Raw genomic sequence first — 26611 nt, forward strand, 5'->3', positions numbered from 1 at the left:
ATGTCGCATAAAGTTGTTTCTATAGTACTAGGTGGGGGTCGAGGAACCCGCTTATTTCCGTTGACAGACCAACGTTCGAAACCAGCAGTTCCTATTGCAGGAAAATACAGATTGGTTGATATCCCAATTTCAAATTGTCTTAATTCTGGCTACAATAAGATTTATGTACTGACGCAATACAACTCGGCTTCATTGAACAAGCATATCAAGAACTCCTACAACTTCAGTATTTTCAGTAAGGGTTTTGTGGATATTTTGGCTGCGGAACAGACTAATGAAGGTGATCGCTGGTTTGAAGGTACTGCGGATGCGGTAAGAAGGACCCAAAAGAATTTGGTGAATGTGGACTATGATTATGTGCTGATCCTGTCTGGGGACCAACTCTATCAAATGGACTATTCAGCGATGGTCGATTTCCATGTCAAAAATGGTGGTGAAATTACCATTGGAACCATTCCAGTGACGGCTAAGGAAGCACCTGGCTTCGGAATCCTGAAATCGGATGAGAATAATAAAGTGATTTCCTTTATTGAGAAACCTACTAAAGATTTATTGGACGATTGGACTTCTGAAGTACCGGAAGACCTGGAGAAACAAGGTAGAAACTATCTGGCTTCCATGGGGATCTATGTGTTTTCGAAAGGCGTAATGTCAAGGATGCTGGAAGAAAACAATGGGATGGACTTTGGAAAGGAGATTATTCCAGATGCTATCGAAACTTCCAATGTATTGAGCTATCCTTTTGATAGTTATTGGACTGATATCGGTACAATTCCATCTTTCTTTGAAGCCAATATCGGGCTGACCGATGATATTCCGGAATTCAACCTTTTTGGCGAAACGGTCTATACCCGTGCGCGTATGTTGCCTCCTTCTAAAGTTTCTGGAACGACGCTGAACAATGCCATTATTGCGGATGGATGTATTATCCTAGCGGAAAAGATTCAACGTTCTGTTATTGGGATCCGCTCTAGGATAGGGGAAGGCACTGTGATAAAGATGACCTATATGATGGGTTCTGATTATTATGAGGAATTAAATGAGGTCGTTCAATTGACTTCTTCCCAAGCTCCTCCTCCAATCGGGGTGGGCGAACGCTGTTATATCGAGAATGCCATCTTGGATAAAAATTGTAGGATTGGAAATGATGTGCGCATTAAAGGTGGAAAACAATTGAAAGACGGAGATTATCCAGAATATACAATCTGTGAGGGTATCATTGTGATCAAGAAAAACGCTGTGATCCAACACGGAAGGACCATAGGGTTCTAGATAAAGAGTATTAAAAAAGGGAAAGGCTATCCATTTGGATAGCCTTTCCCTTTTTAATGTTTTTATTATTGGCCTTTTAAAACCAATTCATAGATAAAGTAGATGATAGCCAAAACAATAATTGCAATAATAATTGTTCTCTTAAGGTTATTCGCCGCAGGCTGATCATCCTTCTCTTTAACGACCGTTTCAGGGACCTTGTTTGGGTCTACATCTTCGGCATTATTGATTTTGTTTCCATGCTCATCTTCTTTTTCTTCCATCTTGATTCTCTATTAGTTTACTAATCATAAACAAATAAGAGAGCAAATGGTTTGAAAAGGCTTTCTAATCAACAGATTCGCGTATTAAGCCGTAATCTAAGGCCATTTTTATTGCTGAACTCAAGTTGCTGGTCTTGAATTTTTCAATCAAGTTCTTGCGATGGCTCTCGACGGTATGCGGACTGATAAATAGCTTTTCGGCAATTTGTGATGTGGTTAAACCCTGTGCAGCCTCAGCCAATATTTCCTTCTCTCTACGGGTTAGTTTAGGCACGCTTTTCAACTCCGTGCTATTTTTCTTGTCGATGATCAGTTTAGTCTGTTTGCACAGGAATTTCTTTCCAAAAAGGATTTCTTGGATACCTAGCTTAATCTCATCTATGGAAGCATTCTTTTGGATATAGCCATGCGCCCCTTCTTGAAAAGCACTGTTGATGACCGCAAATTCATTATGGACACTGAGCATAATGATCTTCAGGTCCTTGTGTTTTTTTAACAAGGGTTTGATCAATTCCAATCCATTGGCATCAGAAAGATTGATATCCAAAAGTAGGACATCTATCGTAGTTTCTTCCAATGCTTTGATCAAGATTTGAGCATTAGGATAGCAACCAATGATGTTTAAATCTGGTTCTTGGGCTAGGATATTTTTCAAGCCTTCCGATAGTAGAGGATGGTCGTCAGTGATTGCGATATTTATCATATTTGTTTGGTTTTTGGGATATTGATTTCAAAGCTACTACCTTGTCCAATATCAGATTGTACATTTAATGTACCCTTTAGGAATTCTACTCTTGATCGTATATTCTGCAAACCTGCAGATTTGTTGCTGTGATTGCTGCTGTCAAATCCTTTTCCGTCATCTTCCACCGTGATATGGTATTCGGAGTCTTCTTCCACTAGTTGTATAATGATTTGGGAAGGTTCGGCATGTTTTATGGCGTTATTGACCAGTTCTTGGATAATCCTATAGATCACCAATTGTTGGTCGAGATTCATGCTGTTATTGAAATGCAGGAACTGCACATCGATCTCTAGATTGTCATGGCACATTCTGGAGGCATAGTCATTCAGGGCCTCCTGCAGACCGAACTTCTGTAGAAGATCGGGCGTTAGGTTGTGGGCAACGCGACGGAGCTCATCCACTGCCATATCCAATTGGGTAATCCCCTTTTGCATCTTTTCTTGGATCTCAACGGAGGTTTGATCGTTCAGATGGGATAATTGTAATTTGGTGCCGGAAAGCAACCCTCCCAAGCCATCATGCAGGTCGCGGGCAATCCTAGCACGTTCCTGTTCCTGTCCATCAAGTAGGGCTGTAAGCATGGAAATCTTGGCATTTTGCCTTTCTTGTTCGATAGCTAGGTTATGGAAGTTTTCCCTTTGTTTCATGTGCTTCAGACGCTGCGTATAGGCATAGAATAAAACAGCCAATAGGGTGAGTGCAGCTATCATCAAAGCGATATAATAGGTGTTGATCTTATCTTTTAAGCTGATTTCCTGTTGATAGTTGCTGATTTCCTGTGCTCTATTTTTGGCTTCCAACTTAGACATCTGGATTTCCTGAAATTGTTTCTCTGCAGTCAATTTAGATACTTCCAATTCTTTGGATTGGTTGTCTTGGATCAGGCGCATGTTTTCCAATTCCTGCTTCTGCTGGATTCCCAATGCGGCCATCAATTGGATCTGTTGTTCTTTCTTTTCTGCCTCAACCTGCAAAAGGGCTAGTTCTTGGTCCTGTTTTCCTTTTTCGTATTGGGCTTCAAGGCGCTTGCCTATTCCCAGCTTTTCCTGGTCATAGACATTGGTAAAGAGGGTCGTGTATTCTTTATAGTAATTAATGGCTTCTTGGTAATTTCCCTCTTGCTCACTGATATGGGAAAGGGTATTATAGATGCTCATGAGAATCTGTTGGTCCTGAACCTGGGATTTATTGATTTCAACCAAGGAGGAAAGCAAATGTTCTTTGGCTTTTTTGGTGTCTCCTTTTAGTAATTCCAATTCAGATAAAATCCCATAAGCCGAAGCGACCAAGTTATACTGCTTGGATTCTAAGCCCTTCGTTTTCGCCAGTTCAGCATATTGCGTGGCTTTATCTCGGTATTCTTCAGGATAGAACTTGAAATAAAGATGCGATAGGTTATTGGCTACAAAAGCTAAGTTTGATGGGATCGGTATCTCATTTTGCTTTTCCAAATAGGTGTTCAATGCCTTGAGGTAATATTGCTCTGCTGAATTTCTATACGCTAGGTTCGCTTGGTCTTCTAAATATTTCTGTTCATACATATAGCCCAAGGACATGTAAGAATCAAAGATGGTCAAGGGGTCTTTCTGTTTCAGTGCAATATTTAGCGCTAATTTGCTGTATTTTTCCTGCAAGTCAAATTCATTCCAGTTCGCATAGATGGATGTCAGTTCTTTATAGACATTCGCTTTTCGATTGAATAGGGTGGATGATTGCTTGGCTTGATCGTAATAACTTAGTGCAATCAAGAATTGCTTGACAGCCTCTACCTCTTGTTGCTGTCGCGCCAATATCCATCCATAGCCATAGTAGACATATCCTTTGGTTTCAATGTCCTTGCTGCGGTCTGCCAAGGACTTGGCCTTCAAGATGCTCTGTCGAGAATTGCTGGTTTCTTCAATGATCAATTGATTGATGGCGAGAATGGTATACAGATATGCAGAATATCGGCCATCACTTAATTTGCTGGCTATGGCGATGTCCTTTTTGAGTAATTTAAAGGCTTCAGCCTCTTGTTGATTGAAAAAGAGGGCTTGTGCCAATTTCCCAGTGCTGAAGAATTTATTTGGATCATCAGGTTTGAACTGATCGTATTCCTGTTGCAATTTGTTCAGGATGTCCTGAGCATTTGCCGAGTTGGGAAGGAGGGCAAGAATGCTATATAGAAAAACATAAAATATAGATAATAAGATTTTTCTGAAGTTAATGTTCATTCTCGCTTTATTGTGTGTGTTAACAAAAGTACATAAACAGAGCCTAATAATTGGGCTCTGTTTATGCTTTCATTAGATTATTCAATCGTTACTTTTTCACCTTTGCTATTGATAAAGTAAGCATCTCCATCATCGGAATCCATAACTGATGCTATTCCATCTTCGAAAGTAGTTGCGCTACTATACTTAATAGGGATGATTAATTTTCCTTGATTATTAATATATCCGAATTTACCTGCCTTTTGAACAAGATGCAATGGGTCTTTTTCAGAAAGGGAGATCAAATCATAGCCGGGAGAGATTATCTTGTTCTGTTTGATATTGTACAAGACATATTGTTCTTTTACATTAGACACAAAAACCTCTGTATTGAATTCCAAGATGAGTTGATGGGAGATAGGTACTACTACCTTACCCGATCTATCCAAGATTCCAGTATGTTCGCCGACAGTAGCCGTTAAATACCCATGGCTCATATGGCTCACCATGTCATATTGTGCTTTAATAATAGGTTCGTCATTGGCTCCTAGGATACCGAATTTATCGTTTTCTGCATAGATATATTGTTGGTATTCTGGGTCATAAGCTAGAAAATCATATTTGAAAGGGATCTTGATATTACCATCCTTGTCCATTGCACCATATTTACTATCTGCATTGATGACCGTGCTTATCCCTCCATTGAAATAGTCAAAATATGCGTAAATAGCTTCGGTGATCGGATTATCATTTTCATCCTTTAAGCCCATTAAGTTCCCGGCTTCATCATGGTACAAAAAGCGGTCTTCGTCGACTTGAGGGTCATCGGAAATTGTGCTGTCTTCCTCCAAGTATTCACCCTCGTCATTATCAACTACCAGTTCAGAATAGTAACTAGGGATTTCAAATTCACTATAACTTAGGCTTTCTTGAGTAAGCTTATATGCAATTAATCCAATTTCTCCGATTTTTAGCTCCATTACCGCTCCAGGTATTTCTTTTAGGAAGGCAAAATTATCCCAATAGAGTTTTGGAAGTTTTTCGGAATACCAGACTTCTATCTTGCTAAGCTCTTCGCCCTGAAGGTAAAATTCACCAGTCAAAATGGCTAACTTACATGGAATTCCTGCTATTGTTTTAGTTTTTCCTGGGACGAATTCAATTTTTCCCTCTGATTCCACATCTTGCTTTCCTCCTTCCTTATCATTACCCTCATTGTAAATGTAATACTGTTCAGATTCAGGAAACAACAAGAAAGAGCGATCTGTCTTTTTGTTGATAATCTGCAATCTACTAGGTTGTTCATTGACAGATACCTTAATAAAAGTGTCATTGAACCAAGCCCTAAAGTAATAGTTATCTGGATTGATATCCTGATTATTTAGCTTCCCAGCGGTAGTAGTTCGATAGTCGATTCTGTGAAGCTTTTGGTTTTGTGCTAGCAATGTTAGATGGCAAAAGCCAATAAATAAAAACGTGAATAATAGTTTTTTCATTAATGATGATGTTATTCCACAAAAATGGGGAGAATGTGGCATAAAAACCATCCCTGATAACCGCTAATTTTGTTGTTAATCGTGATGCTGTTAAATGAAAAAGCCGCATTCCATGAAATGCGGTTCTGTTTTATTTGATATCCTCTTGCGGAGGATTATTGAGTCTTGAATTTTTATATCCATAAAAGAAATAGACCACTAAACCTATGGCTAGCCAAATCAAAAAGATAACCCAATTACTTGTTCCCAATTCAGTCATTAAGTAAAGATTGATCAGTATGCCGATTACTGGAAGTAATGAAAAGTTATATTTATATGCCATGATGGCAAGGATAATCCATACTGTCCAGAAGATCAAAATCAATACTTTATGTTCGAGGATATACAGGAAATCCAGGTGCTGCCATTCTTGTATAGCTTCTTGGTTGAATCTCCAGATCAATGCCCAAGCTATGATGAATCCTAAACCGATCAGGTATTTTCCATTGATATAAGGAACCCTAAACTTGGATTGCTTGGATAGACCTGAATGATCCATATAAAGGACTCCCGCACAGACCAAGATAAAGGCAAAAAAGGTACCTACAGATGTTAGATCAACAAAGAAATCCATCTTGAAGAACATGGAAGGTAGAGCTACAACAAAGCCTGTAACGATGGTCGCAAAGGAAGGGGTCTTGTATTTGGGATGGATTGTAGCAAACTTTTTCCAGAGCAGACCATCACGGCTCATCGTCATCCAGATCCGGGGTTGAGCCAATTGATACACCAACAAAGCGCTGGTAATAGCAATAACGGAGGTAACAGAAATAATTCCGGCTAAATAATCTACGCCAATATACTTGAATACAAATGCCAATGGATCTTTGACGTTCAGTTCGGTATAATTGACCATTCCTGTCAATACCAAAGTTATCCCGACATATAATACCGTACAGATCAATAAGGTGATGATCATGGCTTTAGGAAGGTCCCGTTGCGGATTTTTACACTCTTCAGCGGTGGTGGAAATGGAATCAAATCCAATAAAGGCAAAGAAAACGGCCGCTACGGAGCCCAAGACCCCTTGGATGCCATTAGGAGCAAAGGGAACCCAGTTTTCTGGATTGACAAAGAAGGCTCCACCGACAATGATTGCCAATATCACACCTATCTTGACCATTACCATGATATTGCTGGCCCTTCTGGACTCCTTAATCCCTCTATATACCAACCAAGTGATCAAGGTGATAATAACCCCTGAAGGCAAGTCGAAAATAATAGGCAAATCGCCTATTCTAGGTGCAGATTCATAGGCTTTCAATCCAAGCTTATCCGCAACGGTCAAAGCCTCCGGACCTAATTCTACGAGTTTTTGATGGGCTTCTAAGGCGTACTGTGGCGCCATAGATAGCCATGCTGGGATATGGATGCCAAAGCCTTCCAGCATAGTCACAAAGTATTGCGACCAAGAAATGGATACCACAATATTGGAAACGGCGTATTCTAAGACCAAGGCCCAGCCGATAATCCATGCGAACAGTTCCCCAAATGCCACATAGGCATAGGTATAGGCACTTCCGGAAACAGGGATGGTACTTGCAAATTGCGCATAGGAAAGCGCAGTAAAGACGCAGGCAAAAGCAACAAAAACAAAAAGAAGAGAAATGGCAGGGCCTCCCTCGTAACTAGCCAAACCGATGGTGCTGAATATTCCGGCACCTACAATGGCAGCAATTCCCAAAGAAACTAAGTCTCGAACCCCAAGGACCTTGTTCATACTTTCGGACTGACCTTTCTCCTTGATGATCAGTTCTAGACTCTTCCTTTTGAAAAGCTTATTTCTCATTAGCGATTAATTATTTGGTGAAGTCAACAAAAGTAGATATAAAAATGAAACCCTAGAATGATATTTATAAGAAAATCATACTAGGGTTTCTGAAAATTTATTGAATAAAATATTTTATTTATGTTGTGGCCGAATAAGAATCTAGCATTTCCTGCGTAGCTACAAAGAAAAGTGTGCCGGTTTCGGCGGTGCTAAAATCCAATATCCGGTCATAGTTTCCAATGGGATCTCCTAAGAACATATTCTCTAACATCCTTTGAGTTGTAGAGAATTTATTGGCGTAGGAAATAAAGTAAGTGCCAAATTCACCTTTTGATGGATTCGAGAAGGGAAGGTTATCTCGTACTATCTTGAGGTCATTGCCATTTTCATCGGTGATACTTGTCAATGCACTATGCGCATTCTTTGGTTTTACTTCATCTGTCATTTCAACATCTGACAGTTTATAGCGACCAAATGCCTTTTCCTGTTCGGTAGTTGGTAATTCTTCCCAAGCCTTGAGGTTGTGGATGTATTTCTGAACAAACTGGTAGCTACCGCCTTCATACTTAGGATCCTCTTCTCCAACTAAAGCAAATTGAGCTCGTTCATCGCCAATCGGATTCTCTGTGCCATCCACAAAGCCAAGGATAGAACGTCCATCCCAATACCTAAAGCCATGAACTTCTACCAGATTGTCTGCAACCGGGTTGATGATATCGTAGATATCCTTCGCCATCTCATAACAGATTCCAGCATTCTCGGCACGAAGATGAAAATGCAAATCGCCTTCTGTGGAGACAGCTGTATGTTTACCTCCAACTATTTTTTCAAAAGTTTTTAATTCTTTGGGTGCTGGAGTTGGCATGCCCAACTTATTCCAAGCTTCATAGCTGATCCCCATGATGCAACTGGTTCTGCCATTTGGCGTTCGAACCACGAATGAATGGTTTAAATTGGAAACCAACGCACATAGCCTTTCAAAAACAGGTTTGTAGTCTGTACCATCCTTGAATTTCCATACTGAAAAAATGGTGTTATTATTCGGGTAGTCCGTTATGTTCTGAGATTGGGTCGCCATAGGTAATTTATTAATAGTGATATCCTAAATTAAGCATTCTTAACAATAGATTAAAGTAAGCCTCTAAATTTTAATACATTAAAAAAGTACTGTTTTTTGGGACAGTACTGATTCAGTGGCTATTAAAAAAAGCAGAGAATAAATTCCCTGCTTTCTCCATTAGTAATTTATAACCTTATCTAATTCTTTTTCATCAATGGTGACTTCGTTCAGATATCGCTCTAAGCTATCATCCAATTCTTTCATCCAAGGGGTATGGTGTGGTTCCGCACTCGTACCGTCCATTACCGATTTATATACTTGATCTCTATAGTTCAAGATATTGACTTCCTTATCGTTTAACCAGCTTTTAAACATCTCTGCCACCTGATCTAAATCGAAAGCAGGGTAATCTGTATAGCTGATCAAATTCTTGATGTAATCCGTTTGGAAATCCACATGGTCTGGACCCGTTACAGTTTTCGCTTCGTAATCCATCCATTGCCTGATATCAGCATCTCTTTCTTCTTTAGCTGGGAAATCAATTCTTCCTAACATATAATCCCTTGCGAACCATGCTTGGGTATCAAACATATTAAATGTATAGTATTGATCTTGCATTCCTAAGAATATAAGTCGCTCATTTTCATTGAATACTACACCTTTATATAAATTGTCTGGATATAGACAGTTCTTTGTCTTCAAGCGCAATTCATCTGGAAGGAATGGGAATTTGTGCTGATAACCAGTACAAAGGATTACCGCGTCAAAATCTTCTGTAGTTCCATCTTTAAAATAAGCAGTATTCCCGTCAAAGTGGGTTACCAATGGTTTTTCCTTGATCCCTTCAGGCCATTTCGTGCCAATAGGGTTTGTTCTATAGGAAATGGTAACTGAATCACTGCCATGTTTGAAACATTGAACCGCAATATCCTCCGCAGAATAACTACTACCGATCAATAATAGCTTTTGTCCGATGAATTGATCCGCTCCACGGAAATCGTGGGCATGCATTACAGCTCCAGGGAAGTTGTCAATCCCTTTGAAATAAGGCATGTTAGGAGTGGAGAAGTGACCAGTACCAACCACAAGATAATCGAAGTATTCTTCGAAGGTCTCGTTCTTTTGGAGGTCATCAAATACTACCCTAAATTGCTTTTTATCTTCCATATAGTCAACCCAACGGGCTACTGTATTGAATTTTATATAATCTCTGGCGTTACTTTTCTTGATTCGACCTTGAATGTAATCGAACAACACTTCACGAGGAGGGTAGGACGAGATTGCCTGTCCAAAATGCTCCGAAAAGGTATAATCCGCAAATTCTAAACATTCTTTAGGTCCGTTAGACCATAAGTATTTATACATGCTGCCATGCAATGGTTCGCCAAATTTCCCTACACCCGTTCTCCAGGTATAGTTCCACATGCCGCCCCAATTATCTTGTTTTTCATAACATTTAATTTCTGGGATGGGATTACCTTTTTTCTGTTCTGATTCAAATGCTCTTAACATAGCTAAACCACTAGGGCCAGCTCCAATAATTCCAACTTTAAAATCTGTCATATTTTATTCTTTTTATAAATTTTTTAAATTTTTCATAAGCCAATATCTGTAGATAGATGCAATAAGGCTGTATTGATTCCCAATAAGGGAAGTAGAGGGCGTGTTGAATGTAATAGGTAAAAATTTACCAAGTATTCGTGACGCTAAAATTAAAGGAAGTAATAATTAGGCGATGCTGAATGATCATTATACACAAATGTGTTTTTTTCCTTCACTGATGCAAAGATACGAATAATATTCATTAATTAAAAATATTAACGAAATAATATTCGGATTAACCAATGGTTTTTCTGTAAAACCAATGATTAAAATTTGGTTTTGTTAAGGAGAATTTTCCAATGATCCCAGGTCCTAAAAAGCGGAGGCAAGGGACTGCGACTCTGTAAGTTTTGGTATATGATTTGCTTTTATCGAGGTGGATTTTAATGAATAATTCGTGCATTTTTTCAATTAAATTAAGTGATTGGATGATTTTGAGCAAAATCTGTTTATTTTTAGGACTAAATTAAAAAATTCATATATGGCATCAGGAATATTCGCGGTTTTGGATGATATCGCCGCTCTAATGGACGACGTAGCAGTTGCAAGTAAAATTGCAACTCGGAAAACCGCAGGTATCCTGGGAGATGATTTGGCAGTAAATGCTGAAAAAGCAACCGGATTTTTAGCTTCCAGGGAATTACCCGTTCTATGGGCCATTACGAAAGGTTCCTTTGTCAACAAGCTAATCATCGTGCCTGTCGCGCTCTTGCTCAATGCTTTTCTTCCCGTTGTTATTAAGTATATTTTACTGATTGGAGGTGCCTATCTTGCGTATGAAGGTGCTGAAAAAGTGATACATTATCTTTTTCACCGAAAGAAAGAGGGACAGGAGGTCATCAAGGAACAAGCCTTGGAAGGTGAAGCTGCAGAATCTGCAAAAGTAAAATCAGCGGTGACCACAGATTTTATATTATCGGTAGAGATTGTAATCATAGCACTGGGAACTGTATTGGAAGAAAGCCTTGCAATCCAGATCTTGACGGTCTCTGTGGTTGCCATCCTTGCTACTGTAGGTGTTTATGGAATTGTGGCCCTGATCGTGAGAATGGATGATGCAGGACATAGCCTGATCAAAAAATCAAACGATAAAGGAATAGCCGCTAAATTAGGACACCTCCTTGTGAAGCTTTTACCTATTGTTATCAAAGCCTTAGGCGTGATCGGAACTATTGCCCTATTGTTGGTTGCAGGGGGTATTTTCGTTCATAATATCGACTTTTTCCACCATTTCCTTCCTCAGGTTCCTTCCATCGTTAAAGAATTTGGAATAGGTCTTGTAGTAGGTTTTGTCGTTTTAGGGATTGTGCTCCTGGTAAAGAAGATTTTTGGAATAGGCAAGGATAAACATTAATTTATTTGTAGGTAGGTTTATTTTTTAGCAATTTGCGCCTCCAATAGGTTCATACCTAAACCGAATAGAATTTCTAAATGAATTAGTATACATTATTTATGAAAAAAATATTAAACATTATTTGTTTTGTGGCTGTTATAGGCGCTTTTACAGCTTGTTCTAAAGATGACGAAGAAGTAAAGACTCCAAAGGATACAACAGAACTGATTGGGAAATGGGTTAAAGTTGATGGATTAGGGAATGTTGATACAGCGATAACCGAAGGCCCTCATTTGGATACGTTGAAAATGCTGGAATTCATGCCAGACAATAAATTAAAAGTTAGCCGTGGTAAATTCTGTAATTTCCAGAATCTGAAGAATGACAATCAAGAAGGGGACTTTGAATATTATTCGGTAAATAATAGTCCTTATGCAGGTATCAACGACCGAATTAAATACAGCAAAGAGTGTAGCAAAGGAATGCCTGTAACTTTACAGGGAAATACTCTGCGCATTGGTTTTGGAAATGAAGCAGGTACTTTTGAAGAATATAGAAAGGTTGTTCCTGCGGAAACACCTGAGGTTCCTGAAACCCCAGAAGTTCCAACTGAACCGACTCCTGCTGGATAAAAAATATTAGATATTAAAGTAAAGCCCGAAATTAATTTTCGGGCTTTTTGTTTACAGAGAATTACAAAAGGCTGACTCTCTGAGAATACTAAAACAAAAAACCCTGACCAAGCAGCCAGGGATTTTTTTATATGGCCATCTGCCATGTTATTGTTAAACGTTTCTTTTCTAATTAGAGATGTAATTTCATCCCTTCGTGACTAGCTTTAAAACCCAGCTTCTCATAAAACTTTAATGCCTCTGGTCTTACCTTGTCAACTGTCAGTTGCAGGACGTGTGCACTTTTACCTTTCGCTCTACGGATTGCATATCGGATCATCTTTTCACCATAACCCTTTGAGCGCTCTGCCTTATCAATCCTAACGCCTTCTATCTGGGCCCGGATGCCACCACGATAGGTAAGATATTGGATAAACGTCAATTGCAAACAACCGATTACTTTACCATCTTCCGATTCCATGACAATAAGCTCTTGGTTTTTGTCTTCATTAATTTTATTGAAGGCCGTAATGTACTCCGCAGGAAGAGGATGGCGATAAGCTTCACGCATATTCCCTAACATATCGTCCGAAAGTAATTCAATGATTCTTTCTAAGTCCATTATATGGGCTTTTCTAAACTTCATGGTAGATTTTCCTATGTTTGCATAGTAAATGTACAAAAAATCTAGAATAAAAATAAAAGGACAAAAAAGAAAGAATATTTTTTTGCAGATTTTATCCTAAGCATCACAAACGATCTGTTTTCTTTTTTCCAAGGAGCTTTCTTAAAAAAGAATTCGACCCAGCTAGGGATTATCCGATAAACAAATTAAATTCTATCCACAATTCTTCCCCGCTATGAATAGGTTTTTCAAAAACTCTTTCTCCATAAAGAAATTCCCCATCCAAACTCCAAAGAAATTTCCTGAAAATCAGTTTTTTGCACTTTATTACATTAAACTTCCATCTCATTACATTTTCTCTTGCAACTATTGCAATATTTTTTAAAATTATGTAACTTGTTGATAGATAGTTTGTTGATGGATATTTATTTATCCATTACTTCCCATTTATCAACAATTTAATTAACATTTTTCGAAAAACACTTAGTACAGGAGGTATATCATGGAAAGTCTAAAATTTGAAATTGGAAAGGTTTCGCTGCATCAACTAAACAGCGTCAGAGACGCATTAAATGAAATAACAAATATCAACGATTGGCAGATTGCCCCTTATGTGGATGGCTATTTACTCTCTGTCAAAGGGATAAATATCGTAAGTTATTCCATTCTAAAATCCATTACCGCACTTGGGATAAATGCAGAACAACTTTATGAAGAATAGATTCTTCAAATTCGACTCTAGTCAAGGTTTTTCCTTGACTTTTTTTTTATTGTATTGGTTTGGATTAAAGGTATTAGGTACTGCTCGGGGGGAGATATTAGTTCTAGCTAGTTATGGGTATAAACACTGAGCTTCTTTCTCAAAATCCTGCGGATCGTATGGATCCTGGTCTTAATGGTGCCTTCTTTAATGCCCAGGTTTTCAGCAATTTCATAGTATTTAAAGCCTTCTAGGTACATACTGATTATCTCGTAATTCTCGTCAGACAGGCTGTTCATGGATTTTTCAATATCTCCCATGACAAACCTGGATTCGGCACTGTTTCTAGAATTCCTGTTTTCTCCTGTGTAGATAAGTTCCTTTTCAGCAGTTCTATATAGGTTTAAGCGCCTGTATTTATTCAAATAAATGTTTTTCATGATCACGTATAACCACGAGACTATTTTAGGGTGGTTGATGAATTTTTCGATTGATTTCAAGCTTCGTATAAAGGTTTCTTGAACTAGTTCTTCTTTTTCGTTTTGATCCGTCGTGAAATTATTAGCCAATCTGGTCAGAATGGGGCTATTTTCAACGATCACATCATTAATTAGATTTTTCATGATGGTATGTTGTTATTGTTTAATTAACAATATAACGTATTGTTTGTGAGCATGTTTTGCTGTCTGTCCCCTGGCTTGCTAAAATGGGTATTAAACTTTTTAGCAGGTATTAATTGCTCAAGTCTAGGTAACTTAGGTAATTTGTCATCAATCCCTTTTGGTTTCAAATAACCCTACATTCTCCAAAAACTGAATTTTTTATTAATTGTTAAATTATTTGTTACACAATAAATTGTAGCGGAATTGCGACAAATACCTGAATTCACTTAAAAAGTACTGAAATCTATTTAATTCAACCATGGTCCAAGTTGATAGCAATTAATTTTAGCTAATTTTAATAGCTTATTAAAAATTTAAATAAGCAATACCGATGATATATAAAATTGATTTATTAGGAAGTATTTCTTTATAAATTAATGGGAAAAAGTAAACTAATTAAAGGAAAAAAGACAAGGTTAATTAGTCATGCTAACTTCGAAAAAAGATTCAATACATAAATCTAACAGCAATAGAAAGTACACCCTGCTCCAAGAAGAGTGTAAGAGTGATTTTTTATGCTTTGATGTCTTTTTTAAAGAAGGTCCCTTCGCCATTCTGGTATTGGATAAAAACTTCCATGTTATTCGTATTAATGGAAGATTTGATTACATATTTGGTTTAAAAGGAAAGGAGTTAATTTCTAGAGATATTTTTGAGTTTTTAAACTCAGAAGATGCATATAGATTAAAGGGAATTTTTGAAAACAGAGATGAATCCAGAAAACCTTTATTGGTTAATTTGAGATTTAAAAAGAGTAAAAGTTCTTTCCTAAATATCGAAACCTTCATAAAAAAATTTATCAATCAGTTCCAAGAGCCACAATATTGCATGCTCCTGTTTGATAAAAAGTTTTATCCACACCATCATTGGGTGGAATTAAAAAAAGAAGTGTTTCAAGCCATTGTGGATACCCAAGAACAGGAGCGATTTAGAATTGGAACCCAATTACACGATAGTGTCGCCCAAACCCTATATGCGATAAAATTAAACCTCCAACATTTAGAAAACGATAAACAAGGTAAATCCAATGAAATACAGTCCATTAAACTGATGTTGAACGATGCTATTTCGCAAATCCGAAATATCTCGATCGACTTGGTACCTGCTGTACTCAATGATTTTGGACTGAAGGCCGCCATTCAGTTTATGGTAAACCGAATTGATATGCCTGATTTCCAAATTACCACCGCGATTTCTAATAAAGTGGAAGATGTTGAACAAGAAGTCAAGTTAGTAATCTATAGAATTGTCCAAGAATTATTGAATAACTGCCTAAAACATTCCCATGCAAATAAAGTTGCTGTAAAAGTGGGAATGAATGAAGAGAAAGTTCAAATAACAGTCAAGGACAATGGAAAGGGCTTTTCCGAGGAATTAGCCGATAACATGAGGAAAGGAATTGGTTTGAGGAGTATAAAAAATAGAATTGATTTGTATCAAGGAGAAATTAAAATTTTGGAATTAAAAAAAGGAACCGCAGTGGACATTATATTAAACGTATTTTAAAAAATGGGCGAAATTAAGATACTTTTAGCTGAAGATCATTTAGTGGTGAGAAATGGTATTAAGCTTCTTTTAAATTCCCAAACAAATTTTAATGTAGTAGCTGATGTCAGCAACGGAAAAGATGCGTTGCTTTCATTAAATGCTGGAATAGAAGTCGATATTATTATCACTGACTTAAGTATGAGCAACCTAGACGGTTTACAGCTAATCCAGGAGGTAACTGCAAAATACCCTAATATTAAAGTCATTGTGCTGACCATGTTGGATTGTGAACAACATATGTTCAAAGCCTTCGAATATGGCGCAAAAGGATATTTGGTCAAAAATGTAGGATCTGATGAACTTATTTTTTGCATCAATCATGTCGCAAATGGTGGTAAATATCTATGTGAGGAATTGGCAATTTCTTTTATCAATAATGGAATTGAAAAGAATAAAAACAAGTCCATGGAATTTGACCCTGAAGCTCTTGACTTGACCTCCAGAGAACTGGAAGTCCTTGAATTGCTTGGGGAGGGCTTGACTAACCTAGAAATTTCGAAGAAGTTATTCCTTTCAAAGCGTACCGTGGAAGGCCATCGACAGAATCTGATCGATAAAACAAAGTCCAAAAACACACCTGCATTGATTAAATATGCCGTATTGAATGGACTGATTCAATAATTTGTAAACTTTATCAAGGTTCGGTTTGTTCTTCCTTTGAAGCTATGTCGAACCTTGATCAATATAACAAAAAACGAGATTTTTCCCAGACCGCGGAACCCAAAGCTGTAAAGGGAAAAATTAATGCCACGCAACATCATTTTGTTGTTCAAAGGCATCATGCCAGTCGACTTCATTATGATTTTCGATTGGAAATCGATGGTGCATTAAAGAGCTGGGCAGTTCCTAAAGGCCCATCCCTGAATCCTAAAGACAAAAGATTGGCTGTTCAAGTCGAAGACCATCCCCTCAGTTATGGATCGTTTGAAGGCAGCATTCCTGAAGGTAATTATGGCGCAGGCACCGTTAGTATATTTGATGAAGGTAAGTATATCCCTTTGGAAGTAAAATCCGACCAAGAATTCCTAAAGCAATGGAAGAACGGTAATATTAAGTTCAAGTTGGAAGGCAAGGTCCTAAAAGGTGATTTTGCTCTCGTCAGGATGCATACTGGAGTCGATAAGAATTGGCTATTGATCAAACATAAGGATGAATTCTCATGGGATAAACCTTTCGATTCTGAAAAATTGGTAAGTGAATCCATCAAAAAGGAAGGTAAGGACTTTAAGAAAAAATCAGATAAAACTGAAACCGTAAAAAAAAAGCCCCTAGGGCTGGACGATAAAAGTATAAAGCCCATGCTTGCTAAATTAAGCCAAGCTATTCCTGATGGCAATGATTGGCTTTTTGAAAAGAAATTTGATGGCTTCCGTTCACTCTATTTTTCCCAAAACGGCACGAAGAAATTGATATCCAGAAATGGCAATCTGCTGAGCAATAAATTTCCCAGTATCCTCAAAGACTTGGAAGGCTTAACGAGAGATTGTATCCTCGATGGCGAGATCGTAATTGAAGATAAAAATGCTATTGCTCAATTCCAATATCTGCAGTCTGGTGAACCCATCCCTAAAAACCTAAATATCTATTATTATGTGTTCGATATTCTTTATCTCGATAATAATGACCTGACAGCCTATTCTTTACTTGAAAGAAAGGAAATCCTGAATCTACTAATTAAAAAACATAAATTCCAACATATAAAATTGTCCGCTGAAATCAAATCTCCTCAAAAGGATTTATTGGATTATGCGAGGGAGCAAAAATGGGAAGGTATTATCGCAAAAAGAAGAGATGATCCTTACGGGATGGGGCAGAGAAACGGAAGCTGGCTAAAAATTAAGATCCGCAATACACAGGAAGCCATTATCTGTGGATTTACCAAACCAGAAGGTTCACGATCTCATTTTGGAGCCATTGTTCTAGGGATAAAAACAGCAGGACAACTTAAATATATCGGTAATTGTGGAACGGGTTTTAATGAGGAATTATTGAAATCCTTAAATAAATTGTTCAAACCCTTAGTGACTGATGTTAAACCATTTCCAAAGACTGAGAAAATTGCCAAGGAGAAAGATGTCACTTGGTTAAGACCTGAACTGGTCTGTGATATATATTATTCAGAATGGACTAGGGACGAACATCTTCGGCACCCCGTTTTTAAAGGGATTCGTGAAGATAAATCGGTTAATGAAACAACGAAGGAAGAACCAGAAAAGGAAGATAAGATTATGGATAAGGAACTGAAATTTGGAAAAAAAACACTCAAGTTAACCAACCTGGATAAGCTATATTGGCCAACAGAAAAAATTAGCAAAGGCGACCTTTTGGATTATTATGAAAAGATGGGCGATTATATCTTGCCTTACCTGAAAGATAAGCCTATTTCCATGAATAGATTTCCAAATGGAATTGAAGCGCAAAGCTTCTTTCAAAAAGATGTCGATCCAGATAAGATTCCTGCTTGGCTCAAGACTACCGAAGTATTTTCTGAAAGTACCTCCAAAACCATTGATTATCTCATATGCAATGATTTACCTAGTTTACTTTATATTGTCAACCTTGGTTCCATCGAAATAAACCCCTGGCTATCGACTTATAAAAATCCCGAAAAACCTCAATATGCCGTGCTTGACTTGGATCCTAATGGGGCAGAATGGAATGATACCATTGATGTGGCACTTACAGCAAAGGAGATCCTGGATAAAGGGGATATCCCTGCATTTATTAAAACATCCGGATCGAGTGGTCTACATATCTTTATGAATGTTGCAGCAAAATATGATTACCAAGTAGTTCGTGATTTTGTTCAATTTATTGCAGAGTTGATCCATCAGGTTCATCCAGAAACGACGAGTCTGGTCCGAGATCCAAAAAAACGAAAAGGATTGATTTATCTCGATTATCTACAGAACAAAGAAGGGCAGACCATTGTGGCGCCTTATTCGGTAAGACCAAAACCGAATGCCACGGTTAGTACACCCATCCTTTGGGAAGAGCTCAACTATGACCTTTCGATTCAAGATTTCCATATTTTCAATGTATATGGCCGAGTTACTACGATTGACGATCCATGGCAGGAACTTCAATCGAGTAAGGTCGATATCAAGAAAGCCCTGTCTAAATTTTAAGCTAAACTTGCTTTTAGTTTCTCCAAGAGATCGGTAGCTTTTGTGTTTTCCACGTTGATTTTTCGGATAGTCGCTCTCTTTCCTTTGCTTTTCTGATTGATGATTTTCATTAATTCCTTAGAATATTCATTTTTGAAAGCGGAAATATCAAACTCCTTGCTGTTCATTTTTATCAGTTGAAGTGCCATATCCATTTCCTGTTTGGAAATTTTGCTAGATGGAGTTTTTAGTTCATCCGTATCTCTGATTTCCTCCTCAAAACGAAGCTTGTTGAGCAAGAGAATGTTTTTATAGGGTTTTATGATCGCTAAGTTTTCCACACTCCGCATCACGAAAGTCCCTAATCCCGCCATTTTACTTTTTTCCAAAGCCTGTAATAATAATTGATAAGCTTTTTCCCCTGATTTTTGAGGCTCTAAATAATATGGAGTATCAAAATAGATGCTATCGATTTCTTGGAGCTTCACAAAGGTTTGTAAGTTGATCATTTTGTTTTTTTCAGGCATGGCCTCTTCAAAATCGGCATCTTCCAAGATCACATATTTATCTTTCAATAAATAGCCTTTCACAATATTGTCCCAATTAACTTCTTTCCCTGAATTTTCATTTACCCTTTTGTATTTGATATTAGCATGGTCCTTTCGGTCCAACATATCCAGGTCGAGGCTACTGCTTTGTGTTGCTGAGAAAATCTTGATCGGGATATTCACTAATCCAAAACCGATGGCTCCTGTCCAAATTGCTTTCATATCATGTTTTATTTTATTAAACAATCTTTGTGAAATATAGTTCTGTGTAGTCCAAGGACAGAGCTTTTTAAGGGGGCTTTGTAGAAAATATTGCTGTTCTAGGTGATCCCCGAGCGGTGCTAATGACATTAATTTAAGGATTTCTTGTGTCTATTGGTAGGGACGAAACATCTCGGAAAAATGCAAGCATCCAAAATTAAATATATCATTTACTAAACCCCTAGCAGGGGTGAAATCTTTGTAGATCAATGATGGATAATAACGACCAACCCACAGTGTGGGTGAAATATTTTTCAACAAATCCTTTTTAATGGCATAAAACAAAAAAATTACCGGCATTAAACAATAAAAAATAGTTTCCTCATCTTACGATAGCGGAATGACAAACTCCTCTAAATAAAATAAAAAAATAGATTCTTCGCTGCGCTCTGAATCCCTCTCTGGGACATTGTTAATTCTGAACGGTGAGTGAAGAATCTGTACGTAAATGTCCACTAGATTTTGTCATCCTCTATCGAAGATAGAGGAACTGTACGCCAATGCAATCATGGTTTGTATGGCTCCGAAATCCTTCCTCCGTAGGATGCCTCCATTGTTGTACACGTGGTTTGAAGAAATATACCCAATACCTACATCCTTTGTATGGCTCCGATATCCTTCATTCTCAGGATGACCCCAGAGTTGTTAACTTGGTTTGGAGGACCTGTACGCCAATGCAATCATGGTTTGTGTTCTTCTGAGATCCTTCCTGCGTCAGGATGAAGCCATTGTTGTACACGTGGTTTGAAGAAATATACCCCAATACCTCCATCCTTTATATGGCTCCTATATCCTTCCTGCGTAGGATGCCCCCATTGTTGTATACGTGATTTGAAGAAATATACCCAATACCTCCATCCTTTGTATGGCTCCGAGATCCTTCCTGCGTACCAATGACGCCAAAAACTTTAACTTAATGATATTGCCCGATGGGGGTTTGGCAATGCAAACATCCATTCTTCCGAAGGAAGACCTTTAGCCTCCGGCTCATTTCCAGTGGCGGAAAAATGGATAGAATGCCGATGCCTGTGCGATGGGATTGGCCTTGGAATGCTTTCAATAGATCATCCCTTTTGATGGGGTGATCTATTGAAAGATATTCCCGACAACAAGGCATTCTATCCATGTGCTGGAGCCCGTGCGAAAAGCCACCTTAAATGGGCCTAAGCCTTTTGGTTACTTTTGGGCTTCAAAAGTAACGAAGAATCTAAATTTTGTTTTTTGCCTTCCACTTTGCTGTCATCACCTTCCGATAAATTTAGCCCAAATTTTTACTTCTCAGGATGACCCCAGAGTTGTTAACTTGGTTTGGAGGAACTGTACGCCAATGCAATCTTGCTTTGTATGGCTCCTAGATCCTTCCTGCGTACCATGATGACACGTTTGTTAAATCTGTGTTTCTAGGTATTTAGCCCCCATATTTATTTTCCTGATTTATTTCTCTTTTGGCGAACCACTGCCCTGGAAGGGCAGAATTATTTTAGCAATGGTATCGAACTATAAAGGGTTAATGCAAAAACGATGTTCGATTTATCGAACATCGTTTTTGCGCGACTTCCAGGCTAACGTGCCATGTCTGCTAAAATAATGGAACCCCAATGGGGTTATATATTTAAAAAATAAAAGAGCTAATAGATTTTCATTGCCAACATGCTGTCATCACCTTCCGATAAATTTAGCCCAAATTTTTCCTTCTCAGGATGACCCCAGAGTTGTTAACTTGGTTTGGAGGAACTGTACGCCAATGCAATCATGGTTTGTTTGGCTCGAGATCTTTTATTCCACAAAGTGACACTAAAGGCAACAACCTAAATAGTCACTCTTCCTCCAGTTGCTGGTATGGTGGCCCCAGAAATATAGGACGCTGCATCCGAAGCAAGGAAAACATAGATTGGGGCAATTTCTGCCGGTTGTCCCGGCCTTCCCATTGGGGTGTTGCTTCCAAATTTTTCATGATCCGGAATGGTACTGGGAATCAAAGGGGTCCATATTGGTCCTGGTGCAACTGCATTCACGCGGATTCCTGTGTTTTCTTCCAGGAATTTTTGCGCTAAGCTGGAGGTGAAATTTTGGATTGCCGCCTTACTGGCTGCATAGGGCAATAGGGTGGGATTAGGATCATAGGCATTCACTGAAGTGGTATTGATAATACTGCCGCCAGCGGGAATATACTTTTTAGCATATTTTACCAAATAAAACATTGCACTCAAATTTACTTCGAATGTTTTGTTCCATTCTTCTGCAGTGATATCCTCTATATCCTTATAGGTCATTTGATAAGCAGCATTGTTGATGAGGACATCAATCTTTTTAAATTCAGTGACAGCTAGCTCTATGAGTTTTTTACAGTTAAGTTCTTCACTTAAATCAGCTTTAAATAGGATGGCTTTTGAACCAGCCTGTTTTACCCATTCTGCGGTATCATAGGCATCTTCATTCTCAATATCATCCTTATATGCGATCAGGATGTCTGCGCCTTCTCTAGCCATGGCTATAGCGATTGCTTTACCAATTCCAGAATCGCCACCGGTAATAATTACGGCTTTTCCCTTCATTATGCCATGTCCTACATAGCTATTTTCTCCATGGTCCGGTTGAGGGTCCATTAATTTTGTCTCTCCCGGTGGAGATTGAGGTTGCTTCTTGAATGGTGGAGCTGGGTATTTCGTCTCTGGATTCTTTGATTCTTGTCCTTCTTTTTTCATTGCTGCTTATAATTAATGATCATCTTGTTTACAGGGATAGAACAATTTGAATCCATAATCGTTCTGCTTAAAAAGAATTCGACATAATGCAAGATAGTAGCTTATATAAGATTTTATTTGATGGAGCAAGCTCCCAATTATTGATCGAAATAGTGATGCGGACATTGATCATGTTCCTGTTGATTTTGCTGATCCTGCGGATTTCGGGGAGAAGAGGTGTGCGGCAGCTAACTCTATTTGAAGTAGCTATTATTTTGGGTTTAGGCTCAGCAGCAGGTGACCCCATGTTTCAGGATGACCTCCCCATCTTACATGCCATATTGGTTTTCTTGACCGTGATCGTCCTATATAAGTTAATCACTTGGTTAGCTGCAAAATTCAGTTTTGTTAACAAAATTATGGAGGGTGATCCCTTTGTAGTGGTACGTGACGGTGTTTTTGCGGTCAATGAAGAAAATATTGGCAGTTTCTCTAAAATGGAATTCTTCACTGAATTGAGGAATCAGTCGATTGAACATTTAGGACAAGTCCGGACTGCCGTTTTGGAAACCGATGGTACCATGAGTCTTCTTCGTTTTAAAAATGAAGATGTAAAATTTGGATTACCTCTTTTCCCTGATGACTATAAAGAAATAGAACCTCTTGATGTCAGCCAAGGTCCTTATGCCTGTATGTACTGTGGCAAAATCATGGAAGTAGTGGATAAGAGCCTGAAGTGTCCAGTATGTCACAAAAATCGTTGGACAAAGGCTATAAACACAGCATTCCATTAATTAATTGTCTGGAAAATAGAGCTTTACTTCTGTTCCTTTATTGACGATGCTTTGCACCTCTATTGTGCCCTGTAAGGTTTCCATTATCCGCTTTACGATAAATAGGCCAATCCCATTACCTTGGAAGTTCCCTGAATTGGAAGCTCGCTGCATATTGGAATAGATTTCATCAATTTCCTCCCTTGGGATTCCAATTCCATTATCCTTGAAATAATAGTTTACTCCATCATTAACCTGTTCACTGTGGATTTCTAAGGTTGGGTATTCCTGTTGCGAAGAATATTTTATGGCATTTCCAATGATATTGGAAAAAACCTGGTACAGGGAGCTTGGTTCAGCCATCACGGGAAGTAAATACCCTAATTTTACTTGGAGAGAAGGAACTTGATAGATTAATTTTGCTTCCTTGACCCAAATATTGATTTTCTCCGATAATGGCACCAGTTTCTTGCCGATTTTATAGGTTCTAGCTTCACTTAATAAGGAGGTTTTGTCGATGATTTGCGTAAGGCTGCTCAGTGCCTCGTCTATGACAAACAACCAATTCTTTAAATCGGGATTCTGCTTTACATGATTATTCATGATGTTTTCAACCGCGATCCGGGCAATTGAAATTGGGTTTTTGGCGTCGTGAACTAAGGTATTGGTTATTAATTCGAGTTCATTGTTATAATTGAGGTGCTGCTCGTGCGATTGTATGGTTTTTAAGGCAACGTGTTTCTCCGTTACATCGATAGAAGTATGCAATATGGCGTAAGTATTATGGTTTTCATCCGTCAAGGCCTTATATTCAAAATCAAAAAACCTTTTGATCGGAACACCGTCCTTGAGGATATCAGCTTCTGTATCCGTAGCTCTATAGCTCTTACCTGTCTGCCATACAGTTTCTAGTAGGCCTGAAAAACCACTTTCTTTAAAGGATGGAAACACGTCACTAAATGGTTTGCCAATAATGTTCTTATCAGCACACCACATTTTCAACATAGCCTCATTGACAAAAGCAATACGCAGATCCGGACTGTCGTAAATAGCAGTCGCTAAAGGTGAATAATTGAGGATTTCGTTTAAAAATTTAAAATTTTCAGGCAGCATAAATTTATCACGTGTACAATTGTAAAACAATAAATTTATTGAATTTAAGGATATTCACAAGTCTAGCTTAAATGGGATATTTGCGGTCTAACTCTGATATGTAAAAAGGCTAATGATATAATTTAAATCTATTTTTAAAAAAAATTTCCCAAAGGAAAACCCTCAAGCGGAGAGCAGGAGGGTTTTTGGAAAATGAAGGTTTTATAAATAAACGATTACTGTATTCTTATTATTTGATGTTTGAAATATTAAAATAATTCAAAATCAATAGTTTATCAATTGTTCAAATGTCTGTTTATTCGTTTTTGTTACGTCTTTTTGCTCGGATATTATATACGGCATAGCCCAATACTAATACACAGACCAGGATTAAAAAGATTGTCAATAAACTTGAATCCATTATTTTTTCCTTTCAATTAAAATACAACTTTATATATGGATAAATGCTTAAATACCTAAAAAACCGTATTTTGCTCTTTAAAAACCGTATTTATATTCTTTTTATACTTGTAAAATCAATACAGGCAGAAGAATTGAGTTTTCTGCTGCCTGTCAAAATATGGATATGGGTGTTTGAGTCTTTGTTTAATAATCTCTTAACTCTTTGATCTTTTGGTGAGCTTCTAGTTGGGTGGCAAGCTGCTGCTGTAAAACGTCAATCAATTCCTGAAATTCATCCAAGCAATCGCTGAGTATTTCTTTATAAGTTTCTTTGAATTCATCTTCTCCCTTTTCGCAACTTTCTAGAATGGCTTGCGAAATGGAAGGGGAAATGGCTGATTTGATATCCATCCATATCCTGAATATTTTTCCTGTCAAGTTACTGTCCTCAGTGGGTTCTTGACCATACCGCTCCAGGTATGGACTTAATTCAGTGATAAATTGGCGTGACTGCTCTATGTATTGCCTGAATAGTTCTTGCAATTCGCGAAGATTTGCATCACCCGCAATTTCTATGGCTTTTTCATAGCCCTTAATCCGATCATTATTGATCTCAACGGCTCGGTTGACCAGATCTATTTTCTTTTCGTTATTGTCCATTGCTGTTCGATTTAGTAACCAATGAACCATGTAAGGAGTTGATAAGTTTTAAGTTTTTCATTTTCAAGTATTTGTACTCAGTGGAATGAGTTAATACTTGTTATTTTTGAGCCCCAATTATTTTTATTAATCTAGCTTTGATCCTCTTTTCCTTTTCGCTAGCCGAACTTTCCTTGTTATACTTGATCCAGTTTCCTAATGTTCCCATTTCATAATCACTAATCAATTTTGGGTGGATATAATGTTTCAGGGCCACTGATTTGCTATTACCTAATTTTTTGGCCACAGTTTTTATAATTTCCTGTGCATGCAATTTTCTAAGTTTGGGATCTTCAGCATATTCACTGTTTAAAAATAGTTCTAAGCATAAAAAACAGGCATTCCAAGTCCTAAAAGTTTTGCAGGTTATATGTTTTTGATAAACCTGGTACAAATATTCATTCAAATGTCCAGAATCCAATTGATGGACTTGCTGGTTTTGATCCTCAAATTGGAATAATTGCTGTCCAGGAATCGACTTTACTTTCTTTAATATCTGAGCAAGCCTCTTTGCGGTAAGGTTCTTTTCCTGAGGAACCCCTTTTTTACCTATATATTTAAACGTGATTTTATTTTTATCAATGGAAAGATGTCGGTTTTTTAAGGTTGTCAAGCCATAGGAGCCGTTCGTTTTTTCGTAAAATTGATTTCCTGCGCGCATGGAGGTTAGATCCATGATCTGCAAGGCTAAGGCTGTTACTTTTTGGAGGTCGATTTCTTTTCGTCTGAGGTCCCGTTTGATCCGTTTTTTTAAACTACTTAGCCCTTTAGCAAAGGGGAGAAGCATGGCAAATTTATCTTCCTTCCTCAAGGCATTCCATTTCGGGTGGTAAATATATTGTTTTCTTCCTTTTATATCGTACCCCGTAGCTTGAAGATGACCTGATTTATAAGGACAGATCCAGACGTTTTCCCAATTCGGAGGGATGACCAAAGAAGAAATTCTAGCTAGTGTTTTCGGGTCAGAAATAATTTTTTTCTTTTGGTCAACAAAGGAAAACCCCTTACCCTTTTTTATTCTTGAAAAGCCGGTAATATTACTGTCAACATACTTAAGGCCTTTAATCTTATCGATCGAACTATGGGTAAAGGATTTTTCCATTTTTTAATTAATGATTCCGGAGAA

At 37.9% G+C, this 26611-nt stretch carries 22 protein-coding genes; 8 read left to right on the forward strand and 14 right to left on the reverse strand.

Features of this window, described 5'->3' with window-relative positions; genetic code table 11:
• Positions 1 to 1272 carry a glucose-1-phosphate adenylyltransferase gene (locus tag CKW03_RS07425; RefSeq protein WP_093095448.1) on the forward strand — a complete coding sequence of 424 codons (1272 nt, stop codon included), beginning with the start codon at positions 1 to 3 and terminating at the stop codon, positions 1270 to 1272.
• A gap of 65 nt (positions 1273 to 1337) precedes the next feature.
• Here CKW03_RS07425 and CKW03_RS07430 read toward each other — a convergent pair whose 3' ends face one another.
• The 7 genes from CKW03_RS07430 to CKW03_RS07460 all read right to left on the reverse strand — a co-directional run bounded on the left by CKW03_RS07430 (position 1338) and on the right by CKW03_RS07460 (position 10401).
• Positions 1338 to 1535 carry a hypothetical protein gene (locus CKW03_RS07430; protein ID WP_093095467.1) on the reverse strand — a complete coding sequence of 66 codons (198 nt, stop codon included), beginning with the start codon at positions 1533 to 1535 and terminating at the stop codon, positions 1338 to 1340.
• A 64-nt stretch (positions 1536 to 1599) separates the two neighbouring features.
• Positions 1600 to 2238 carry a response regulator transcription factor gene (locus CKW03_RS07435; protein WP_093095468.1) on the reverse strand — a complete coding sequence of 213 codons (639 nt, stop codon included), beginning with the start codon at positions 2236 to 2238 and terminating at the stop codon, positions 1600 to 1602.
• Complete coding sequence (locus tag CKW03_RS07440; RefSeq protein WP_093095470.1) at positions 2235 to 4493, reverse strand: ATP-binding protein; 2259 nt, start codon at positions 4491 to 4493, stop codon at positions 2235 to 2237. The genes CKW03_RS07435 and CKW03_RS07440 overlap by 4 nt, the downstream gene beginning before the upstream one ends.
• Positions 4494 to 4570: 77 nt before the next feature.
• Positions 4571 to 5968 carry a WG repeat-containing protein gene (locus CKW03_RS07445; protein ID WP_169918985.1) on the reverse strand — a complete coding sequence of 466 codons (1398 nt, stop codon included), beginning with the start codon at positions 5966 to 5968 and terminating at the stop codon, positions 4571 to 4573.
• A 130-nt stretch (positions 5969 to 6098) separates the two neighbouring features.
• On the reverse strand, positions 6099 to 7796 hold the full coding sequence (locus CKW03_RS07450) for an APC family permease (RefSeq protein ID WP_093095472.1): 1698 nt from the start codon (positions 7794 to 7796) through the stop codon (positions 6099 to 6101).
• A gap of 118 nt (positions 7797 to 7914) precedes the next feature.
• On the reverse strand, positions 7915 to 8856 hold the full coding sequence (locus CKW03_RS07455; protein WP_093095474.1) for a Dyp-type peroxidase: 942 nt from the start codon (positions 8854 to 8856) through the stop codon (positions 7915 to 7917).
• A 159-nt stretch (positions 8857 to 9015) separates the two neighbouring features.
• Entirely contained in the window at positions 9016 to 10401 is a 1386-nt protein-coding gene (locus CKW03_RS07460; RefSeq protein WP_093095475.1) for a trimethylamine monooxygenase, read from the reverse strand.
• A 520-nt stretch (positions 10402 to 10921) separates the two neighbouring features.
• Between CKW03_RS07460 and CKW03_RS07465 the strand changes: the two genes are divergently transcribed.
• Both CKW03_RS07465 and CKW03_RS07470 read left to right on the forward strand, forming a co-directional pair.
• Positions 10922 to 11794, forward strand: coding sequence for a DUF808 domain-containing protein (locus tag CKW03_RS07465; protein ID WP_093095477.1), 873 nt, complete (start codon positions 10922 to 10924; stop codon positions 11792 to 11794).
• A gap of 98 nt (positions 11795 to 11892) precedes the next feature.
• Positions 11893 to 12405, forward strand: coding sequence for a hypothetical protein (locus CKW03_RS07470; RefSeq protein WP_093095478.1), 513 nt, complete (start codon positions 11893 to 11895; stop codon positions 12403 to 12405).
• Positions 12406 to 12577: 172 nt separating this feature from the next.
• On the opposite strand, the gene CKW03_RS07475 is transcribed toward CKW03_RS07470, so the two are convergent.
• Entirely contained in the window at positions 12578 to 13006 is a 429-nt protein-coding gene (locus tag CKW03_RS07475) for a GNAT family N-acetyltransferase (RefSeq protein WP_197700989.1), read from the reverse strand.
• 505 nt (positions 13007 to 13511) lie between these two features.
• Here CKW03_RS07475 and CKW03_RS07480 point away from each other — a divergent pair.
• On the forward strand, positions 13512 to 13730 hold the full coding sequence (locus tag CKW03_RS07480) for a hypothetical protein (RefSeq protein ID WP_093095482.1): 219 nt from the start codon (positions 13512 to 13514) through the stop codon (positions 13728 to 13730).
• Between the two features lie 107 nt (positions 13731 to 13837).
• On the opposite strand, the gene CKW03_RS07485 is transcribed toward CKW03_RS07480, so the two are convergent.
• Positions 13838 to 14332, reverse strand: a complete 495-nt coding sequence (locus CKW03_RS07485) for an RNA polymerase sigma factor (RefSeq protein WP_093095483.1) — start codon at positions 14330 to 14332, stop codon at positions 13838 to 13840.
• A gap of 465 nt (positions 14333 to 14797) precedes the next feature.
• Here CKW03_RS07485 and CKW03_RS07490 point away from each other — a divergent pair, with 465 nt between their 5' ends.
• Genes CKW03_RS07490 through ligD form a run of 3 tightly spaced genes read left to right on the forward strand, consistent with a single transcriptional unit; the run spans position 14798 to position 19047 of the window.
• Positions 14798 to 15877 carry a sensor histidine kinase gene (locus CKW03_RS07490; protein WP_093095484.1) on the forward strand — a complete coding sequence of 360 codons (1080 nt, stop codon included), beginning with the start codon at positions 14798 to 14800 and terminating at the stop codon, positions 15875 to 15877.
• Between the two features lie 3 nt (positions 15878 to 15880).
• Positions 15881 to 16540, forward strand: a complete 660-nt coding sequence (locus CKW03_RS07495; protein ID WP_093095485.1) for a response regulator transcription factor — start codon at positions 15881 to 15883, stop codon at positions 16538 to 16540.
• 44 nt (positions 16541 to 16584) lie between these two features.
• Positions 16585 to 19047 (forward strand): DNA ligase D, encoded by a 2463-nt coding sequence (gene ligD, locus CKW03_RS07500; protein ID WP_093095486.1) that lies wholly within the window; start codon positions 16585 to 16587, stop codon positions 19045 to 19047.
• On the opposite strand, the gene ku is transcribed toward ligD, so the two are convergent.
• Entirely contained in the window at positions 19044 to 19796 is a 753-nt protein-coding gene (gene ku / locus CKW03_RS07505; RefSeq protein ID WP_093095488.1) for a non-homologous end joining protein Ku, read from the reverse strand. The genes ligD and ku overlap by 4 nt on opposite strands.
• Positions 19797 to 21643: 1847 nt before the next feature.
• Positions 21644 to 22540: an SDR family oxidoreductase gene (locus CKW03_RS07515; RefSeq protein ID WP_093095490.1), complete on the reverse strand. Its 897-nt coding sequence runs from the start codon at positions 22538 to 22540 to the stop codon at positions 21644 to 21646.
• An 86-nt stretch (positions 22541 to 22626) separates the two neighbouring features.
• On the opposite strand from CKW03_RS07515, the gene CKW03_RS07520 reads away from it, so the two are divergent.
• Positions 22627 to 23313 carry a DUF421 domain-containing protein gene (locus tag CKW03_RS07520; RefSeq protein WP_093095492.1) on the forward strand — a complete coding sequence of 229 codons (687 nt, stop codon included), beginning with the start codon at positions 22627 to 22629 and terminating at the stop codon, positions 23311 to 23313.
• Here CKW03_RS07520 and CKW03_RS07525 read toward each other — a convergent pair whose 3' ends face one another.
• The 3 genes from CKW03_RS07525 to CKW03_RS07535 form a co-directional block, all read right to left on the reverse strand.
• Complete coding sequence (locus CKW03_RS07525; protein ID WP_093095493.1) at positions 23314 to 24405, reverse strand: sensor histidine kinase; 1092 nt, start codon at positions 24403 to 24405, stop codon at positions 23314 to 23316.
• 585 nt (positions 24406 to 24990) lie between these two features.
• Entirely contained in the window at positions 24991 to 25446 is a 456-nt protein-coding gene (locus CKW03_RS07530) for a ferritin-like domain-containing protein (RefSeq protein WP_157739427.1), read from the reverse strand.
• Between the two features lie 100 nt (positions 25447 to 25546).
• Positions 25547 to 26587: a DNA topoisomerase IB gene (locus CKW03_RS07535; RefSeq protein ID WP_093095496.1), complete on the reverse strand. Its 1041-nt coding sequence runs from the start codon at positions 26585 to 26587 to the stop codon at positions 25547 to 25549.
• Positions 26588 to 26611: the final 24 nt, after the last annotated feature.

The sequence above is a fragment of the Sphingobacterium mizutaii genome, from assembly GCF_900187125.1.
Classification (GTDB): Bacteria; Bacteroidota; Bacteroidia; order Sphingobacteriales; family Sphingobacteriaceae; genus Sphingobacterium; species Sphingobacterium mizutaii.

Excerpts from the sequence above, each read along its gene's own strand:
- CKW03_RS07435 (WP_093095468.1), bottom strand. The coding sequence starts at position 2,238 with ATGATAAATATCGCAATCACTGACGACCATCCTCTACTATCGGAAGGC.
- CKW03_RS07450 (WP_093095472.1), bottom strand. The coding sequence starts at position 7,796 with ATGAGAAATAAGCTTTTCAAAAGGAAGAGTCTAGAACTGATCATCAAG.
- ku (WP_093095488.1), bottom strand. The coding sequence starts at position 19,796 with ATGAAAGCAATTTGGACAGGAGCCATCGGTTTTGGATTAGTGAATATC.
- CKW03_RS07485 (WP_093095483.1), bottom strand. The coding sequence starts at position 14,332 with ATGAAAAATCTAATTAATGATGTGATCGTTGAAAATAGCCCCATTCTG.
- CKW03_RS07495 (WP_093095485.1), top strand. The coding sequence starts at position 15,881 with ATGGGCGAAATTAAGATACTTTTAGCTGAAGATCATTTAGTGGTGAGA.
- CKW03_RS07465 (WP_093095477.1), top strand. The coding sequence starts at position 10,922 with ATGGCATCAGGAATATTCGCGGTTTTGGATGATATCGCCGCTCTAATG.
- CKW03_RS07475 (WP_197700989.1), bottom strand. The coding sequence starts at position 13,006 with ATGGACTTAGAAAGAATCATTGAATTACTTTCGGACGATATGTTAGGG.
- CKW03_RS07530 (WP_157739427.1), bottom strand. The coding sequence starts at position 25,446 with ATGGACAATAACGAAAAGAAAATAGATCTGGTCAACCGAGCCGTTGAG.
- CKW03_RS07520 (WP_093095492.1), top strand. The coding sequence starts at position 22,627 with ATGCAAGATAGTAGCTTATATAAGATTTTATTTGATGGAGCAAGCTCC.
- CKW03_RS07515 (WP_093095490.1), bottom strand. The coding sequence starts at position 22,540 with ATGAAAAAAGAAGGACAAGAATCAAAGAATCCAGAGACGAAATACCCA.
- ligD (WP_093095486.1), top strand. The coding sequence starts at position 16,585 with ATGTCGAACCTTGATCAATATAACAAAAAACGAGATTTTTCCCAGACC.
- CKW03_RS07470 (WP_093095478.1), top strand. The coding sequence starts at position 11,893 with ATGAAAAAAATATTAAACATTATTTGTTTTGTGGCTGTTATAGGCGCT.
- CKW03_RS07490 (WP_093095484.1), top strand. The coding sequence starts at position 14,798 with ATGCTAACTTCGAAAAAAGATTCAATACATAAATCTAACAGCAATAGA.
- CKW03_RS07535 (WP_093095496.1), bottom strand. The coding sequence starts at position 26,587 with ATGGAAAAATCCTTTACCCATAGTTCGATCGATAAGATTAAAGGCCTT.
- CKW03_RS07455 (WP_093095474.1), bottom strand. The coding sequence starts at position 8,856 with ATGGCGACCCAATCTCAGAACATAACGGACTACCCGAATAATAACACC.
- CKW03_RS07445 (WP_169918985.1), bottom strand. The coding sequence starts at position 5,968 with ATGAAAAAACTATTATTCACGTTTTTATTTATTGGCTTTTGCCATCTA.
- CKW03_RS07440 (WP_093095470.1), bottom strand. The coding sequence starts at position 4,493 with ATGAACATTAACTTCAGAAAAATCTTATTATCTATATTTTATGTTTTT.
- CKW03_RS07480 (WP_093095482.1), top strand. The coding sequence starts at position 13,512 with ATGGAAAGTCTAAAATTTGAAATTGGAAAGGTTTCGCTGCATCAACTA.
- CKW03_RS07525 (WP_093095493.1), bottom strand. The coding sequence starts at position 24,405 with ATGCTGCCTGAAAATTTTAAATTTTTAAACGAAATCCTCAATTATTCA.
- CKW03_RS07460 (WP_093095475.1), bottom strand. The coding sequence starts at position 10,401 with ATGACAGATTTTAAAGTTGGAATTATTGGAGCTGGCCCTAGTGGTTTA.
- CKW03_RS07425 (WP_093095448.1), top strand. The coding sequence starts at position 1 with ATGTCGCATAAAGTTGTTTCTATAGTACTAGGTGGGGGTCGAGGAACC.
- CKW03_RS07430 (WP_093095467.1), bottom strand. The coding sequence starts at position 1,535 with ATGGAAGAAAAAGAAGATGAGCATGGAAACAAAATCAATAATGCCGAA.